Below are 17,720 nucleotides of genomic sequence, written 5' to 3' on the forward strand. Positions count from 1 at the left end.
AAGAGGAACATTACGTTCCTCTTTTTTTATGTCCTAATAAAAGAAAAAGGCAACCATAAACATCACTACAACTGCAGCTGGAATAACCATTAATATAAAAGAAAAAGCAGCAACTATACTCTTAAATAAACTTTTCAACTTACCTTGATTATAAAACTTTAAAACAGCAAGATAGAAATAAATAAAAATTAAAATTAACACCAGGGTATTTAGCCTTGATTGCGGTTTCCAAATCAAATCTACGAGTACTAAAAAACTAAAAGCCATAAAAATAAAAGCGAAAAAGTACAAGCTAAAAACAAGGTGATATGAAAATGAAGCTTTCCTGTAATAGAGCAATTTTAAAATAAATGCAAAAATGGGTAATAAAAAAAACATAGCAATAGGTATACTATCATAAAACACCTGTAAAATAGACCCGCCATTTCGTTGCTCGTAGAATTTTAAAATTTGTGTATACAATCTTCTTTTAAAAAATCCGGCATCACTATCCATTCCCATAGCTGTATATATGTCCTCTTCCGGAGCATCAATCGCTATCAAGGAATCTACAGTTCTTTGATTGAAAGAAAAATCATCTTTAAGAACATAATCTGCTGTAGTTACATTTTTCAAGGAATCGATAACCTGAGTTTTTAAACTATCGTGGATAACCACAGGTATTTCACCTTTTTTTAATGCATTATTTACGGTTTTAACCTGATCTCGACTAATAAATGAAAACAAAAAGAAAAACACTACAGAAATAAACAAATACATTTGTGCTGGATGCAAATACAACAAACGCTTACCTTCAACAAAGCGTTTAGCCAAATATCCCGGCTTAAACATTAAAGGAATAAAACTTTTAAAAAAACGAGCATCAACCGAAAAATAATTACTTATCGTATTATAAAACAATACAGATACCGTGAGTTCGTCATTTGATTTCTGCCCACAGTGCGGACAAAAATTATAACCTTGCTCAAAATCATTTTCACAATTTTTACAAGTTTCCTGAGATTTTTTCATCTAATAAAGGTTGGTTTATATAAAAATAATAAAAAAGCCGATACATCTACAAAACTAATATTACTGATAAACAATTACTTACATTTTTGGCACGCAAATTGTTTAAATTAAAATCGAAGCGGATACCGAAAAGCTTATGAGTAGGTACAATCTAAAAATTGAATGATTATGAAAACACTAGTACTTTTATTTGCAGGAATCTTTTTTAGCACAAATAGTGTTACGGCTTTAGATTTAAATGCTACCAGTACAGATACCCCTAAACATTATCGTTATGCACAACCTGTAACTTTTGTAGAGAACGGCATTGAATTTTCAATTTTTCCTGATGGAAATTTCGATTTTGATTTTCTTTATAATGACGCATATTACAATTCAAATTCAAGAAGAAGTTCTATAAATGCTTCTTATAATGGCCCCAGGGTAAGTATTAACTACACATCTACCTCTCCAAACAGAAATTATATCTCAAGAGACAGAAATGGCACGATTCGTGTTATTGGAAATGTACCAATTAATTACGATCGTGCTGGAAATGTAACTCAAATAGGTTCTGTTTTTATTGGTTACGGTCGCGGAAGAAACACAACGTTAAACCAAGTTGGTGGATTAACAGTTAATTACAATAATTGGGGACAAATTGTTTCGACCAGAGGATATATAAATACACATAACCGAAATGCAGATTTATGTGCTGTTCAAAATGACTCATGGAATAACAACACGCATTTCGATAACGACGATAATTATTACTATTACCAGAAAAATGGTAAAGTAAAGAAAGTGAAAAAGAGAAATTAGATTTTTATTAGTTAGTTAAAGATTCCCGGACTCGGTTTTCCATGAGTTCGGGATTTTTTTTTTGCAATAACGTATTTCTTTTCAAGTTGAAATTATTCTAACATATCTGGAGTGGCAACGGTTCTAAAACCAATATGATCTGAACTTGAATTAGGCTCCATACCCATTTTTGCTGAAATTCTAAAACTTGCACAATATGAAGCATTACATAAAAAAGATCCTCCTTTAATAACCTGTTCTTCAATATAAGGTTTTCCTATGCTATAGCCTTTATCAGCGCCTTTAGGGTTCTTTAAAACTTTATTAGAATCTATTTGATTGTAATAATTCTCATTAAATAAATCACCAGTCAATTCCCAGACATTGCCCAACATATCATAAATACCGATGCTGTTTGCCGGATATGCTTTTACAGGTGCAATTAGATCAAAACCATCTTTGGATTCGTTTTTCACAGGAAAAACACCTTGCCATGTGTTTGCCTTTTCATTTAAAATCTCTGGATTATTTCCCCAGGTATACACAGCATCCTTGTTACTTCCTTGGGCTGCCGACTCCCATTCCGCTTCTGTAGGCAATCTTCGATTAGCCCATTTACAAAACGCTAAGGCATCTTCTAAAGCAATATGCACTACCGGGTAATTATCCTTTCCTTTTATAGAACTTTCAGGGCCTTCCGGATGTTTCCAGTCCGCTCCTACCTGCCAACGCCACCACTGTTCGTAGTTTCGCATATTAGCTACCTGCTTTATTTCTTTATTAAATATTAAACTACCTGGCTTTAAAACCGAATCGTGTGGTTTTGGTGTGCCTTCTGGTAATTCTTTTTTTAAATCTTCCCAATCTATAGGACGTTCTGCAACCGTAATGTAGCCTGTCTCCTTAACAAAAGCTTTAAATTGCTTATTGGTGACTTCAGTAACATCAATGAAAAATCCATCAACAAATACATCATGCCCAGGCTTTTCTCTTGGCAAAGCCATTTTATCATCTTTTTTAGCACCTTGAGTAAACGTTTTTGCTTCTACCCAAACCATACCTATCGGTGCTTTTATTTTTTCAGAAACACTTGCAGTAAGCAATCGTGCGGTGTTCTTACTATCTGTTTTACAACTAAACATGATAGCCATTGAAAAAACAAAAAACAAGGTGTGATACTTAAAACTTACATTCATTGCAAAACCACTGATTGGGTAATTATTTTATAAAGTTGAAAAGCAAATATAAGAGTTAAAACATAAAACCTAATGACTTTTTTTAAGGTATTCTTTAAATCTTAATTACAAAAAAAGCCTTTCAACTTAATGAAAGGCTTTTTAGAAATTAGAAGTTAAAAACTATTTTATTTTTGCGTAAGTGACAAAGCAACTTCTTCAACAATCTCATCACTCACATAGACCATTCTTGGTTTATTACCTGTATCCCATACCGTACCATCGACTGTAATCGTTGCTCCTATGTAATAATTTCCTGAATCTAAACCAGTAAATGCAAAATTACCTTCACTATCGGTTTGAGTATCTCTAAGAAATGATGTATTCTCACCGTATAACTTAACTGTTATTCCCGCTGTAACTTCTCCTCCAGCAGCAGAAGCTGTACCTATAATTGATCCGTCGTTCTTTTTACTACAAGAAGCGAACAAAGCAATTGAAAGTATAACCATTAATATTTTTTTCATATTATCAAATTCTATAGTTTATAATTATTTTATTCAAGAACATTTTTCCATTTAGTAGTACGTCCAGTAAACCAAATTGGAAGATTATAATCATCGTGCTGGCTAACTTGTGACCAAGCTTCTGGATCGGTTCCTTGGATACTAGGGTTATATAGCATACGTTCTTTCCATGCAAAAGTCTCGTAAGGAGCTGCCGGGTTATCGTTCAAGTATTTTATTAATCTACGTGCAGCTGTATAAGGTGTCTCAAAATTAAACATATTATAATGTAACTGCAACTGATCAAAAATAGCTTTTACTTTTTGCTGATCTGTCATCGCACTAAATTGTTGTGCAGCAAACTCTGCATAAGCTCCAGGATTATATTCCATTGAAGGTCTATCTCTATCAATTCTTGAAGCATCCATATTTCCTGGAAATGCTGGTGTTGTAGTCTGTGAATATGAATTATTCACATTCTTATCATACCAGTATGCACATGACAGCTCGATAGCATTCTTATAATGCGTAGCTGCATCTCCACTTCCGAATCCTCTAACAGCAGCTTCAGCCAATGACAATTCGGTTTCTACAGAATGTAAAGTAGGGTAACGAATATCAAAATTATATTGAGGACGAACGTTGTACTCAGAAATCATATTTCTATCTGTTCCAATAGTCCAGCTAATATCGCTATACTGAGAACAATATTCTCTAAATGCTTTTAATAAAAATGCCTCTCTTTTTGTTAAGTCGGTCGCAGCTTCATCGTTTAGTTTAATAGTCATTTCATTTCCAGAAGCTCCAAATGATATTTCTGTAACATTAATATCAGTCATGATAGGATCATTAATATAATACCCTCTCATTGCTTTGCTAAAATAACTATTTGGATCCGATCCATCATCCCAGGTTGTTTCTGCTCCAACATATCTTCCTAAAACATCTTTTGAAAATAAATAAGTAACCCTAGGATCTACTGTTCCATTTACTAAACCTTCTTCTGAATTGTCTCCATCAAAATAATATAGCATTTCACCATTTACCAAAATACTTTTTTCGGTTGGAATACAATTCATTACATCATGTAAAAAACGTTTTGGCGCACGACACTCATCAGCACGTTCTCTAAATGCCCTTGTAATACCAAGTTCTCTTTGAAGTCTGTAAGGTTCGACAATCGCAATATCTGCTAAACCAGCCACATCTTCAGCCTCGTTAAATAATGGTTTACCATTTAACTCTGTAAGTACAGTTGATGTTAAGCTTGGTAGTTGCTCACTCACATTCATTGCCCATCTAAGACGAAGTGAGTTAGCATATTTTCTCCACTGCATAATATCTCCACCGAAGATAACATCTTGTTGAGAAAACAATGTAGCCTCTGCGGATCCAAGTGTTAAACCTTCTAAAAACGATTCAATTTCTTTAACTTCATCAATAATAATTGGGTAAATTTCTTCCTGTCCTACCCATGAGGCTTTTTCTCCATCTAAAGCACCTGCTGTTCCTGTTTCGAAATAAGGAACTTCGTCGTAAAGATCTATAGCTCGTTGATATGCAACAGCCTTCAATAAGTGAAGAAGTCTCATATACAATTCATCACTTGTAGATATACTTTCTTCAGGAATCTTGTTGTACTCCTTTTGAGCCCAAAGGTATTGCTTTATCCAGTCACTATTAATTTTATTGAAAACAGTTCTGTTAAATCCATTTGAACCCCAATCGCCTTCAACATCTCTAAGACTTAAAGACAAACCATAATCTGAAGTTGTATAATATAACTGAACACCTGTTCCCATAACACGAGAACCACTTCTAAGTTGATGATATGCTGCACCATATTCTCCTCTTAAGAAAAAACCTCGTGTAAGTTGTGATGTGAAATATCCGGCAATAATACTTACACCAGCGGCATCAGCTTGCTCCTTTGAGAATCCATCAGGATCCTGATATAAATCATCCAGTTCACTACAATTGGTAGCACTGAATACTATTAATATTGACAATGTCAATCTTAAATATAAATTCTTCATAGTAATATTTTTTAATTAAATTTTACCCTTAATAGACAATCCGAATGTACGTTGCATAGGCAAAGCTGTAGTTCCTGTAGAACCATCGGCCCACCCGGTTCCATTAGAAGATTCCGGTATTGTATTAGGAGCAGCTTTATAAATATACCCAACATTATTTGCAAAAACAGAAAAAACAACGTCTTTTAACCCTATTTTTTTCGATAAATCTGGTAACCTGTAATCTAAAGCAATATTACGAATAGCTATGTAATCACTTTTAAATATTCTGTCTGCTGGGAAAAAACCATTAGAAAAATAAGATTGGTAATAATAATCTTGAGCTGGAACAATCAAATCATTAGGAGAACCATCTGCTTTTACCCCAGGCAACACAACCCCATCATAATAAGTTGGCCCACTTTGATTAACACCAGGAACTCTTGTAGTACCATTTAAGTAATATGGTTGACCTCCTGACGCTTCATCTCTATATTTTAACGTTTCATTTAAAACTCCTGAAGCCATCATGTAAGATTCTGCTTCATGAATAAAAGTTGCACCAAAAGTATAGTCCATATTTATTACTAAGCCAAAATTCTTATAATTCATTCTACTAAAGAAACCCCCAAATACATCTGGCAACAACTTACCAACCACTCTGTTACTTGAACTACCGTAAGCGTATCTAGCACCACTATTGTTTGTATCTACAATAAGTTGCCCATTCGCTGGATCGTTTTCATCAGAAGGATTTATATAGTGCTGTAACCCTTGTTGCTGATAAATTAATCCATACTCACCACCTACTTTAGCTACAGCATTTAAACCATTGGTTGTCCACATTGTTAAACTTTGTAGTTCACCATCTAAACGATTTACTTTTGTTTTACTTCCCGCAAAAGTCATATCTACACTCCATTGAAAATCTTTGTTAAAAACTGGTTTTGTTTTTAATGCCAATTCCCATCCTGTATTAGCCACGTCACCGGCGTTTAATCGTATGTTATTAACCCCTAATCCTGGAGGTGCTGAAACTTTCATTATTTGATCATAAGTATTTGAGTGGTACAAAGAAAAATCTACTCCCAAACGTCTATTTTCAAACAAATAACTCTCAAATCCAACTTCGAATTCTCTTTTTCTTTCAGGTTTTAAATTAGGTTTAAAATTATCATCAATAGGAGGTAAATCACTTGGTGGAGACAAAATAAACCCTGAACCAGAAGCAGATACATCGAAATTAACATTACTAAAGTAACGAGGTCCTGGACGACCAACATCTGCCCAAGAAGTTCTTAACTTTAAAAACTTAACAACTTCAGGTAAATCAAAAGTATTTGATGCCACCCAAGTAGCACTTAAACCAGGGTAAAAATAACTATTATTTTCTGGAGGTAAAATTGAAGACCAATCTTGTCTGGCTTGTGCTTCTAAATAAATCTGACCTTTATAAGCAAATTGTACAGATCCTAACAAACTATAAAGAATATCTTCTCCATTTTGAAATTGATATACAGGTTGTACACCGGATGCCAAATTTGAAAAAGAAAAATAATTTGGAATAACAAATCCACCTATTTGTTCTGCTCCTTTAGATTCGGTATAATTTTTTCTAATTACACCACCTACAAAACCAGATATGTTAAAATCATTAAAGTCTTTATCGAAATTAAAAGTAGCTTGCCCGTAATTCTTACGGATAATTCTATTAGTATCTCTGTATACAGCACCACTATTTGGCCCTATTAAAGAAGGGTGTCTTAACTTTCCTTTATATTCATTTCGCTCTACAGTATTATCTAAACCGCCTAATACTGTAAGACTTAAATTATCGTTGAATTTAAAATCAAGAGTTAGTGATTGAATACTGTGGGTACGCTTAAAAATAGATTCGTTTTGCGTCCAATCCCAAATTGTATTTGCCACTGCCATTCTACCTGGAGAGACAAAATTGCTGTTAAAACTTGGATCTGAAAAATAATTATACCCATTTTCCGTCAATAAAGAACCTCTTATCAAGTTTACATCAATATCTGCTGCATAGGCTCCTAAACTTGATTCCGCTCCTTGAGAATCTAATGAGCCTTCATAAGAAGAGTTTAGATTGTCTGTCGTAAAATAATTTCCTGAATATTTTACAGAAATAAAATCATTTAAGTCATAAGCCGAAGAAAAACTAAATGCATTTTTTGTATACTTTGCCCCTAATGTTATAGGAGAATACTGGGTATTTGTATAAGAAAAACGAGCTGAACCTTTATCGCTTCCTCCACTTAAAGAAACGTTGGCTACATTTTGTGATCCCGTTCTAAATAATTGATCGTAAACAGATTTGTTATTAGCAACCCATGGCCTTACAGAACCATCCCACCAATTTAAATTTACGTCAGGATCAAATTTTGGTCCAAAAGCTGCTCCCGCTGGATCTAAAGCTCTTTCGCCATTTTCATCAAGATAATACCCTTGATCATCTGTAGCACTTAAACTTGCACTTCTACCTGTACCATACTGATCCTGTAACTCAGGATAAAAAGCAGCATTTTCTATAGTACTTGTAAACGAAAAAGACGCTCCCAGACCACGACTTTTAGAACCGCTTTTTGTGGTAATTAACATAACACCATTAGCTCCTTCACTTCCATAAAGAACAGAAGCTTTAGCTCCTTTTAATATTTCTATAGATGCAATATCATCCGGATTTATATCATTAATACCAGTACCATTATCTCTACCTGTTCTAGCATTGGTAGTCATGGAACTATTTTCATCATGAATAGGGATTCCATCTACTACAATTAAAGGTCTAGTGGTTGATGCTTGGTCAAATGACACTGCATTACGAATGTTAATTTTCATACCGCCTGATGGCCCGGTTGCTGTAGAAGCAACTGTAACACCTGAAGCTGCACCATAAAGAGATTGTAAAGCATTAACAGGCGTTCCACTGGCAAGAATACGTTCGCTATCTACTTTTGATACAGAATACCCAAGAGCTTTAGCTTCCCTTTTAATTCCTAAAGCTGTAACAACAACTTCATCCAACTGACTTGTATCCTCTATCAAAGATACATTAAGAGTTTTTTGGCTTCCAACAGTAACTTCTGTAGAAATATATCCTACATAAGATACTACTAAAATAGTAGATTCATCGGGTACCTCTATAAAGTAATTACCGTCAAAATCTGTTGAAACCCCACTTGATGTTCCCTTAATAATAACATTGGCTCCTGCAAGAGGAATACCACTGTTGGCATCGGAAACAACCCCTGAAACTGTAGTTTGCGCTCCGGCATACAAAACACCGAAGAAACAAAATACAAACAGTAGTTTAAATAATTTTTGGTTCATAAATTTTTTAGTTTTGAGTTAATAAGGATTGAATTAACAATTATTTAACTTGACTCACATTCTTTTTTCGACCAACAACCATGTTGAAGCAGTGAATGAAAAACAAATTGAATAATTGTTTTTTTATAATAGTAAAAAGCTTACAAAGAATGGAAAAACCCAATATTTATAAGCTTTTTGAAGTGGTATAAATACACTTTATTTTTCAGAAATCTATTATTCCTGAATAATTTTTATTATTTCTGAATGAATTAAGTCATCATGACTAATAAAATAACTGTTGTTCTTCTTGTTGTTTGTTAGGATTTCCTTAACATTACCATCATTGTTTTTTACACGCTCAATAACCAACTCTTTTTTATTATAATATTTAGAATTTAATTGAATGGTAACTTTATCGAACATTGGTGTTGTAATGGTATATAATGGTTCTCCCGGAATAATTGGGTAAAAACCCATCATGGAATACACCAACCATGCAGACATGGTTCCTGTATCGTCATTACCTGGTAAACCAGCAGGAGTGTTTTTAAAATGCTTTCTAACTAATGCTTTAACCAACTTCTGTGTGCGATACTCCTCGCCTTTTACATAATTAAATAAATATGGATAAGCGATATCAGGTTCGTTAGCCATATCGAATTTATCAGCATCAAAAATCTTTTGTAGTTGAGCCGTAAATGGCTTATCGCCACCCATAAGCTTTTTCAAACCTTTAATATCATGTGGCTCCATAAAAGCATATTGCCATGCATTACCTTCTATAAAACCAACATTTTCTGTGAAGTTTGCGCCTGCATCCGGATCGAAAGGCTCATACCAACTGCCATCGGCATTGCGTGGTCTTAGTAAATCCCAATCTTTATCAAATAATGTTCTATATGATAATGAACGGTTATAAAAACGTTTGTAATCATCATTCTTTCCCAAGGCTTTCGCCATAAGTGCGATTGCATAGTCGGCAATATTATATTCCTGAGTGGTGGAAACCGGCCCTTTGCTGTCTGTTGTTAAATAGCCTTTTTCTATATAATCTTTCAATGCAGGACGTAACGGATTGTTTTCAATTTGATCGGCACTTTTAAGCATCGCTTCATAAGCCTTTTCAACATTAAAATCCTTTATGCCTTTTAAATATGTATCAGTAATAACAATACTTGCAGGATCTCCCACCATAGTAAAGGTTTCGGTAGAATTTAATTCCCATTTTGGCAACCAGCCATTTTCATCATACATGTCAATCATACTATTAACCATATCGACCTGCTGTTCAGGATAAACCAACGACATCAGCTGATGCAGATTTCTATAGGTATCCCATAATGAAAACACCGTGTATCGCGTTCCGATTGTTTTGCCAATCTTTCCGGTTTTAATTTCCGGATATTCACCATTAACATCGTTAAGCATATTCGGGTGAATTAAGGTATGATATAACGCCGTATAAAAAATGGTTTTATCATCCTTTGAACCGCTTTCCACTTGTATTCTGGATAATAAAGTATTCCATTTAGTGTAGGTTTCTTGATAAATATCTTCAAACGATTTTGCTTGAGTTTCTTTTTCTAAGTTCTCTCTTGCATTTTCAATACTAACGTACGATACACCAATCTTAACTTCAATGGTTTCCGGTTTTTCGAATTGATATGAAAAATAGGTGCCGATACTATCGCCTGCTACCGTTTTTGTGGCATTTTCCATAATACGGGTTTTACCATTATAACCCATCCATTGCGCTTCAACACCATCATATTTTGCAGGCGTATTCCAAACACCGAAAGTTTCAGCGGGTTTAGAAAACTGAGCGACAAAATACACCGGATAAGCATCTTCAGGACTATTATAACAAAACGACCCTACGGTGCGCATCCCTTCTATTTCGGTTGGCGATATAATTTTAACCATGGCGCCTTGCTCGTTTGTAAGTCCTAAACCAAGATTTAATAAAAGATTAGATTTACCTTCCGGAAAAGAAATTCTACTAACGCCAACATGTTCGGAAGCGGTTAATTCTACTTTGGTATTGTATTGATCTAAATCAACACTGTAATAGCCTGCTTTGGCAACTTCGTTTTTATAGGAGGTACCATATTCCAAATGATTGGTTTTTAAATCACCTGTAGTTGGCATCAATAATAACACCCCTAAATCCGGACAGCCTACACCACTTAAATTAACATGTGAAAAACCAGTTAAAAAGGTGTTTTCGTTAACATAAGGGTTAGACAACCACTGACTATCTTTTTCTAAAGGATTTTGAGGTCCCGCCACATTAAACGGGCTCACACTTGCCATTCCTCTTGGAGCGATAGGCCCAGGATAGGTCGCGCCATAATTTGAAGTTCCAATAAACGGATTTACATAATCGGCAGGTTGTTCTTGGGCTTGCAGGCTTTGAAAAACGATGCCACACAAACCAAAAACAAAAGCTTTTTTTAATTGATTTATAGCAGAATGAGTCATGTTACTTTTTCTCATAATTATCACTTTTATTTTATGATTATTTGCCCGGTTAAACGATCATCTTCTGAAGAGGATCCAACAAAAACATTAAACTTACCAGGATCAACAACACGTTCCATTTCTGGATTTAATAAAGATAAATCTTTTGGATTAAGCATTATTGTTATTTCCTTTTCTTCTCCGGATTTTAAAGTCACGCGCTCAAAACCTTTCAGAAGCTTGGTGTACGTTACCACCGAAGCAAACTCATCCTGAATATAAAGCTGAGCTACTTCATCTCCTTCATATTCCCCTGTATTTTTAAGCTTAAATGACACTGAAATAGAATTGAAATCTTCTGAAGTGTTATCCGGTGTAATTTTTAAATCACTGTATTCAAACGTAGTATAGCTTAATCCATATCCAAACGGGTATAGGGCAGTATTGATTCTGGTTTGTCCAATATCTCCTTTCCCTTGACCTTTTTGAGAACTTCTTTTATAAGGGAAATTAAACGGAATCTGCCCAGCCGTTCTTGGGAACGTTATTGATAATTTTCCGCCCGGATTATAAACTCCAAAAATGGCTTCAGCAATGGCTTGTCCCCCATATTCTCCAGGAAACCAAGCTTCAATAATGGATGAAATATGATCGTCTACCCAGTTAATACTCATTGGGCGGCCATTAATTAAAACCACCACAACCGGCTTCCCGGTTTCATAAAGTGCTTTTATTAAATCCAGTTGATTACCTGGCAAATCTAAAGATGTTCTCGACTTCGATTCACCTACAGTGTCTTCATTATCACCAACTGCAACCACAATTAAATCTGATTTTTCAGCTTCTTTAACTGCTTCATTTATATAGTTTTGTTGTACTTCATCTGGAGCAATACTATACAACTCACTTTTAGGCCAGTTTGCATCGTAAAAGTCACAACCCTGAGCAAAATTCACATTCGCTTTATCGCCAACAAATGTTTTAATGCCCTCATAAACCGATTGAATTTTCACGTTGGAAGGACCGTATCTGCTAATGGAATGATTTATAGCCTTTGCATTTGGCCCAGTTACCAAAATATTTTTGAAGGCACCAACTTTAATTGGCAACAGATTATCTGAATTTTTCAATAATACCAAAGACTCTCTTGATGCTTTTAATGCAGTACTTTCACTTTCGGCTCCATGAACAATAGCGTCAGCTTCTTTTGCTTTATTTACATAAGGACTATCGAATAAACCTAATTCAAATTTAACTCTTAAAACATCTTTAACGCGGTCGTCTATAACTCTCATTGGAATTCTGCCTTCTTCAACCAATTCTCTTAAAGGTAAAATGAAATCTTCGGCAGGTGAAAAATTAGTACGCACATTTAAGCCCGCCATCACTGATAAATATACGGTTTCTTTAAAATCTTCTGCAACGTGATGACGTCCGTTTAAACCGCCAACGGCCCAACTATCTGAAACCACATACCCTTTAAAACCCCACTGATCTCTTAATAATTCGGTTAAAAAATAGTGACTTCCAGTAACCGGAATACCGTTATAATCGTTGTAAGATGACATGATGCCTTTTAATCCGCCTTCCTGAACTACAGTTCGAAAAGGCTCAAGGTAAATTTCATGCATTTCGCGCTCAGTAATATGCGGATCGGTTCTGGCATCGCCATCACGTCCGCCTTTTGGAGCACTGTACACCGCAAAATGCTTTGCTGTAGACACAATATTCTGAGCCTGTAATGACTTTACCATATTTAGGCCTAACTGAGATACTAAATACGGGTCTTCACCGTAACACTCCACCGTTCTACCCCATCTCGGGTCTCTGGCTAGATCTAAAATTGGAGAATACACATTGGTATAGCCTAAAACTCGGGCTTCCTTTCCTGTGATGGCGCCAATTTCTGAAACCAAATCTTTATCCCAGGTACTTCCAATGCCTATTTGAGCTGGAAAACTCGTTGCGCCGTCGTGACATAACCCACGAATACCCTCGTTGGTAAAATCTACCGGAATACCTAAACGCGTATCTTCAACAAAAAAGCGTTGCACCTCATTAATAGCTTTAGCATGGTTTGATGGCGGCCAAGAGTATTCCGTTTCGGCACTTTTATGATAAGCTAATCCATTTAAATGTTCATCGATGTTACCAATTCCATCTTTATAAACTCGATTTTTCCAGTCGGCATTAGGTAATTCATCTTGAAGCACACGACCAAACCCATAAAGCGTTGCCATCTGACAGGTTTTTTCATCTAAAGACATTTGCTCAACAAGGTTATTTATTCGGCTATCTATAGATTTTGCAGGATCTTCGTAAATGTCTTTTTTATTATTCTTATTGAAATCAATCCAACTATCGTGATATATTTTAACTTTCCTTTTCTTTGAAATAAATTCCTGAGCAGACACTGTATTGTAAGATACAGCACCTATTATTAATAATGGAATTAATTGTTTTATTTTCATAAACTATATTGTTCTATTTGAGGCATTAATCACGTTTCTAAGCAATTAAAGTTTTAAACGAATTATTGACTAGTAATCAAATCAAAAATAGGTGTTTACATAATTAAAAATTAAGCAAACACCTATCTATAATATAAAGCAAATGTTTATTAATTTACTGCATCAATTTTTAATGTCCAAGCATATTTTGAAGGCAGGTTGTTTTTTAAGTTTTCAGGAATAATCACTTTAAATCCTTCAGCTTGTTTCTCCCATTTTAAACGTGTTTTTGAACCAAGCATAGTAATTTTTGTTCCTTTTTTTGGTGTGATTGATTTCACAATAACTTCAGCAGGAATTTTATTTTCATCCTCTCCTGCCATATAAAATAAAAACACATTACCTTTTTCATTCTGAGTCATACAAATGTTATTCTCTTTGAAGGGTGCAATAGGTTTTGTTGCATAAATAGCCGTACTGTTTACATCCATCCAATCGCCATAAGCCTGTAATAAATCGTATGCACCTTGCTGCCACTCACCTTCCGGACTTGGGGCAATATTTAATAGTAAATTACCACCTTTAGCAACCACATCAATAAGCGTGTGAATACCTTCGCGAGGACTCATGTATTTTGCATTTGGCGTGTAAGACCATCCACCACCTGAAATAATGCAAGACTCCCAAGGATATGGTAAGGTTTTCTCTGGCACACGGTTTTCTGGGGTTAAATAATTTTGATTTTTTCCGTGAACAGCACGATCAACCACAATTAAACCAGGTTGTTGTTTACGAGCTTTAACCACTAACTCATCCATTTTAATATCCTGATTGATGATGCGGTGTTTCAAGTAGCCATCTTCAACATTGTCAATCGTATGTTTGTACCACTCCGTAATTTCAGCTTTTGGCGTTTTAGCAACCCAACCACCATCTAACCAAAGAATATCTATTTTACCATAATCGGTTAAAAGTTCCATAATCTGGTTATGCGTGAAATCGACATACTCCTGCCATTTTTCAGGGTTTTCAGAAGGCGAATAGTTCACGTTTCTATCTTTTGGTGGGTATTTTGGCCACCAGTAACTATCTACATTCCAATCTGGCTTAGAGAAATATGCTCCTGCCCAAAGTCCTTCATTTCTAAATGAATTGAATACTTCTTTAGCAATATTCGCCTTAGGATTTGAGGAGAAAGGTGTTTTAGGCGATGTAATTTTATAATCGGTATATTTTGAATCGAACATGCTAAATCCATCATGGTGCTTTGTCGTAAATACCACATATTTCATCCCGGCATGTTTGGCTGCTTTTGCCCATTTATCTGGGTCGAATTTTGTTGGATTAAAAGTGGTTTGAAGCGCTTCATATTCCTTTTTATATGCAAAATAATCGTCTGGATTGCTTCCTTTTTTACGTTCACACCATCCGTACTCTTCTGGTGATAAGGACCATGATTCCACAATTCCCCATTGACTATATGTTCCCCAGTGCATTAATAAACCGAATTTAAGGTCTTGCCATTGGTCTAACTTCTCTAATACTAACGGATCTGTTTCCGGCACATAGCGTTCATCTTCATAAATGGCCTGCGAAAACGATTGCAATGAAAGCAATGCCGTAATAGCTATAAGCGTCTTTTTCATACTTTAATTATTTTTTAATTGAGTTATTAAGTGAGTAAGGTGTATTTTCTAATTTGCTGCCCCACTCCGTATTTGCCGTGTTTGTTAAATTGAATTTTAAAACACCTCCATTCTGGATGGTTTCATAATTCAAATAGGTATTGTTGTAAACTCCTTCATTCAGATTTACTGATTGAATATAAAAGTTGTCTTTTGAATTATTTTCTGAATGTATTTCGAAAGTATTTCCGTTTTCTAAATGAAGCGTTGCCTTTTTGAATAGCGGACTACCGATGACATACTGATTTATTCCAGGCGTTACCGGATAAAATCCTAAAGAGCTGAACACATACCAAGCCGAAGTTTGGCCGTTATCCTCATCACCACAATAACCATCTGGGGCTGATGAATATAGTTTAGTTAAAACTTCTCTAATGCGTTCCTGAGTTTTGTAAGGTGCTCCTGCATAATTATAAAGGTAAATCATGTGTTGAATAGGCTGATTACCGTGCGCATAATTCCCCATATTTACCACCTGCATTTCTCGAATTTCGTGAATAGTATGCCCATAATACGAATCGTCAAATTTTGGAGGCATCGTAAAAACGCCATCTAATTTTGAAATAAATGCGTCATTACCACCCATTAAATTAATTAAGCCTTGTATATCATGAAATACCGACCATGTATAATGCAAACTATTGCCTTCGGTAAAAGCATCACCCCATTTTAAAGGGTTAAACGGATATTGAAACGAACCGTCTTCATTTTTACCACGCATTAACTCGGTTAAAGGATCGAATAAATGATTATAATTCAACGATTGCTTTTCAAACTTTTCTACTAATTCTTGTTGACCAAGTTTTTTAGCCATTTCAGAAATTGTAAAATCGGCATACGCATACTCTAAAGTTCTTGCTGCATTTTCTTTTATATCTACATTATAAGGCACGTATCCTAAGGTATTATAATAGTCTAACCCTTCACGACCTACAGAATTTACAGGGCGTCCTTCTTCAACGGTAGCATTTTTTAGAATCGCTTCAAAAAGCACATCAACATCCTTCTCTTTTACATTTCCTTTAAGAAATGCATCAACAATTATTGGCGCCGAATTAGAACCAATCATACAATCGCGATGCCCGGGACTTGCCCATTCCGGCAACCATCCTGATTCTTTATATGTATTTGCAAGCCCTTCCATGATGTGACTATTTAATTCCGGATACATCATATTAAAAAATGGAAAAACAGCTCTAAACGTATCCCAAAATCCGTTATCAGTAAACATATAGCCAGGTAAAACTTTTCCGTTGTACGGACTATAATGTACTATGTCATCATTTTTATCGAATTCATAAAACTTTCTTGGGAATAATAACACGCGATATAAACAAGAATAAAAAGTTCGAATATGATCGATATTATCATCTTCTATTTCAATTCTGTTTAACTCTTTATTCCATGCCTGCTTTGCTTTATCTTTAGTATCTTCAAAAGAGTCGCCTCCAATTTCTCTATCAAGATTTAACTGCGCTTGCTCTGGACTTATAAAAGACGACGCTACTTTTACATGCACCACATCGCCTCGTTTGGTTTTAAATCCGATAATGGCGCCGACATGATTTCCTTCACTGTTTTTAACGTTTTTCTGTAATTTCCAATCGTCATGCCAGGTGTTTGTTATTTCAAAATCATGATCGAATTCCGCAACAAAATAGTTATGAAAATTCTCTGGAACGCCGCCACTGTTATTTCTGCAATAGCCAATGATTTTTCGTTCTTCAGGAATGATTTTCACCATGGATCCTTTAAAAAAGGCATCTAATAAAATATACGACTGTTCGGCTTCAGGAAACGTAAATTTAAAATGTGCTGCACTTTCGGTTGGAGCAACTTCTGCTTTAACATCGTAATCAGCTAAATACACCGAATAATGATACGGTTTTACAGTTTCCGCTTTATGCGAGAACCATGAGGCACGTTCATCCTCCTGAAATTTTAAATCGCCAGTAACTGCCATTAAAGAAAAGGCGGCATAATCATTAATCCACGGACTTGGTTGATGTGTTTGCTTAATCCCTCTTATTTTCTTGGCATCATAAGTATAGGTCCAGCCATCTCCCATTTTTGCCGTTTGCGGAGTCCAGAAATTCATCGCCCACGGTGTGGCGATTGCTGGATACGTATTCCCGTTAGATAAACTGTAATCGGAGTCGGTTCCCATTAACGGGTTTACCAAGTCGACTAAATTATCATTTTTAACCGCTTTTGTATTTTCAACTTGTTTGGTCGTCTTATTGCACGAAACAAAGCTTAATAGTAATACCCCTAAAAATATTGTTAACCGACTCATATCCATAAT

The 17,720-nt window shown here is 35.3% G+C and carries 10 protein-coding genes; 1 reads left to right on the forward strand and 9 read right to left on the reverse strand.

The genetic code is table 11. The annotated features are described in order from the left end of the window. Nucleotides 1-33 precede the first annotated feature (33 nt). Nucleotides 34-1,011 (reverse strand): DUF3667 domain-containing protein, encoded by a 978-nt coding sequence (locus R1X58_RS14315; RefSeq protein WP_240575019.1) that lies wholly within the window; start codon nucleotides 1,009-1,011, stop codon nucleotides 34-36. Nucleotides 1,012-1,179: 168 nt separating this feature from the next. On the opposite strand from R1X58_RS14315, the gene R1X58_RS14320 reads away from it, so the two are divergent. After that, nucleotides 1,180-1,812: a hypothetical protein gene (locus tag R1X58_RS14320; protein ID WP_240575020.1), complete on the forward strand. Its 633-nt coding sequence runs from the start codon at nucleotides 1,180-1,182 to the stop codon at nucleotides 1,810-1,812. Between the two features lie 92 nt (nucleotides 1,813-1,904). Here the strand turns inward: R1X58_RS14320 and R1X58_RS14325 are convergent, their stop codons facing one another. The 8 genes from R1X58_RS14325 to R1X58_RS14360 form a co-directional block, all read right to left on the reverse strand. Further along, nucleotides 1,905-2,987, reverse strand: a complete 1,083-nt coding sequence (locus R1X58_RS14325) for a formylglycine-generating enzyme family protein (RefSeq protein WP_240575021.1) — start codon at nucleotides 2,985-2,987, stop codon at nucleotides 1,905-1,907. A gap of 167 nt (nucleotides 2,988-3,154) precedes the next feature. Next, nucleotides 3,155-3,493, reverse strand: a complete 339-nt coding sequence (locus tag R1X58_RS14330; RefSeq protein ID WP_240575022.1) for an SdrD B-like domain-containing protein — start codon at nucleotides 3,491-3,493, stop codon at nucleotides 3,155-3,157. 29 nt (nucleotides 3,494-3,522) lie between these two features. After that, nucleotides 3,523-5,508 carry a SusD/RagB family nutrient-binding outer membrane lipoprotein gene (locus tag R1X58_RS14335; RefSeq protein WP_240575023.1) on the reverse strand — a complete coding sequence of 662 codons (1,986 nt, stop codon included), beginning with the start codon at nucleotides 5,506-5,508 and terminating at the stop codon, nucleotides 3,523-3,525. A gap of 15 nt (nucleotides 5,509-5,523) precedes the next feature. Then, nucleotides 5,524-8,838, reverse strand: coding sequence for a SusC/RagA family TonB-linked outer membrane protein (locus tag R1X58_RS14340; RefSeq protein WP_240575024.1), 3,315 nt, complete (start codon nucleotides 8,836-8,838; stop codon nucleotides 5,524-5,526). 216 nt (nucleotides 8,839-9,054) lie between these two features. Next, on the reverse strand, nucleotides 9,055-11,316 hold the full coding sequence (locus tag R1X58_RS14345; protein WP_240575025.1) for a GH92 family glycosyl hydrolase: 2,262 nt from the start codon (nucleotides 11,314-11,316) through the stop codon (nucleotides 9,055-9,057). Between the two features lie 11 nt (nucleotides 11,317-11,327). Beyond that, nucleotides 11,328-13,751: a glycoside hydrolase family 3 N-terminal domain-containing protein gene (locus R1X58_RS14350; protein ID WP_240575026.1), complete on the reverse strand. Its 2,424-nt coding sequence runs from the start codon at nucleotides 13,749-13,751 to the stop codon at nucleotides 11,328-11,330. 149 nt (nucleotides 13,752-13,900) lie between these two features. Next, nucleotides 13,901-15,376, reverse strand: coding sequence for an alpha-L-fucosidase (locus tag R1X58_RS14355; RefSeq protein WP_240575027.1), 1,476 nt, complete (start codon nucleotides 15,374-15,376; stop codon nucleotides 13,901-13,903). Between the two features lie 7 nt (nucleotides 15,377-15,383). Beyond that, nucleotides 15,384-17,711 (reverse strand): GH92 family glycosyl hydrolase, encoded by a 2,328-nt coding sequence (locus tag R1X58_RS14360; protein WP_394804312.1) that lies wholly within the window; start codon nucleotides 17,709-17,711, stop codon nucleotides 15,384-15,386. Nucleotides 17,712-17,720 lie beyond the last annotated feature (9 nt).

It is taken from the genome of Aestuariibaculum lutulentum (assembly GCF_032926325.1).
Classification (GTDB): domain Bacteria; phylum Bacteroidota; class Bacteroidia; order Flavobacteriales; family Flavobacteriaceae; genus Aestuariibaculum; species Aestuariibaculum lutulentum.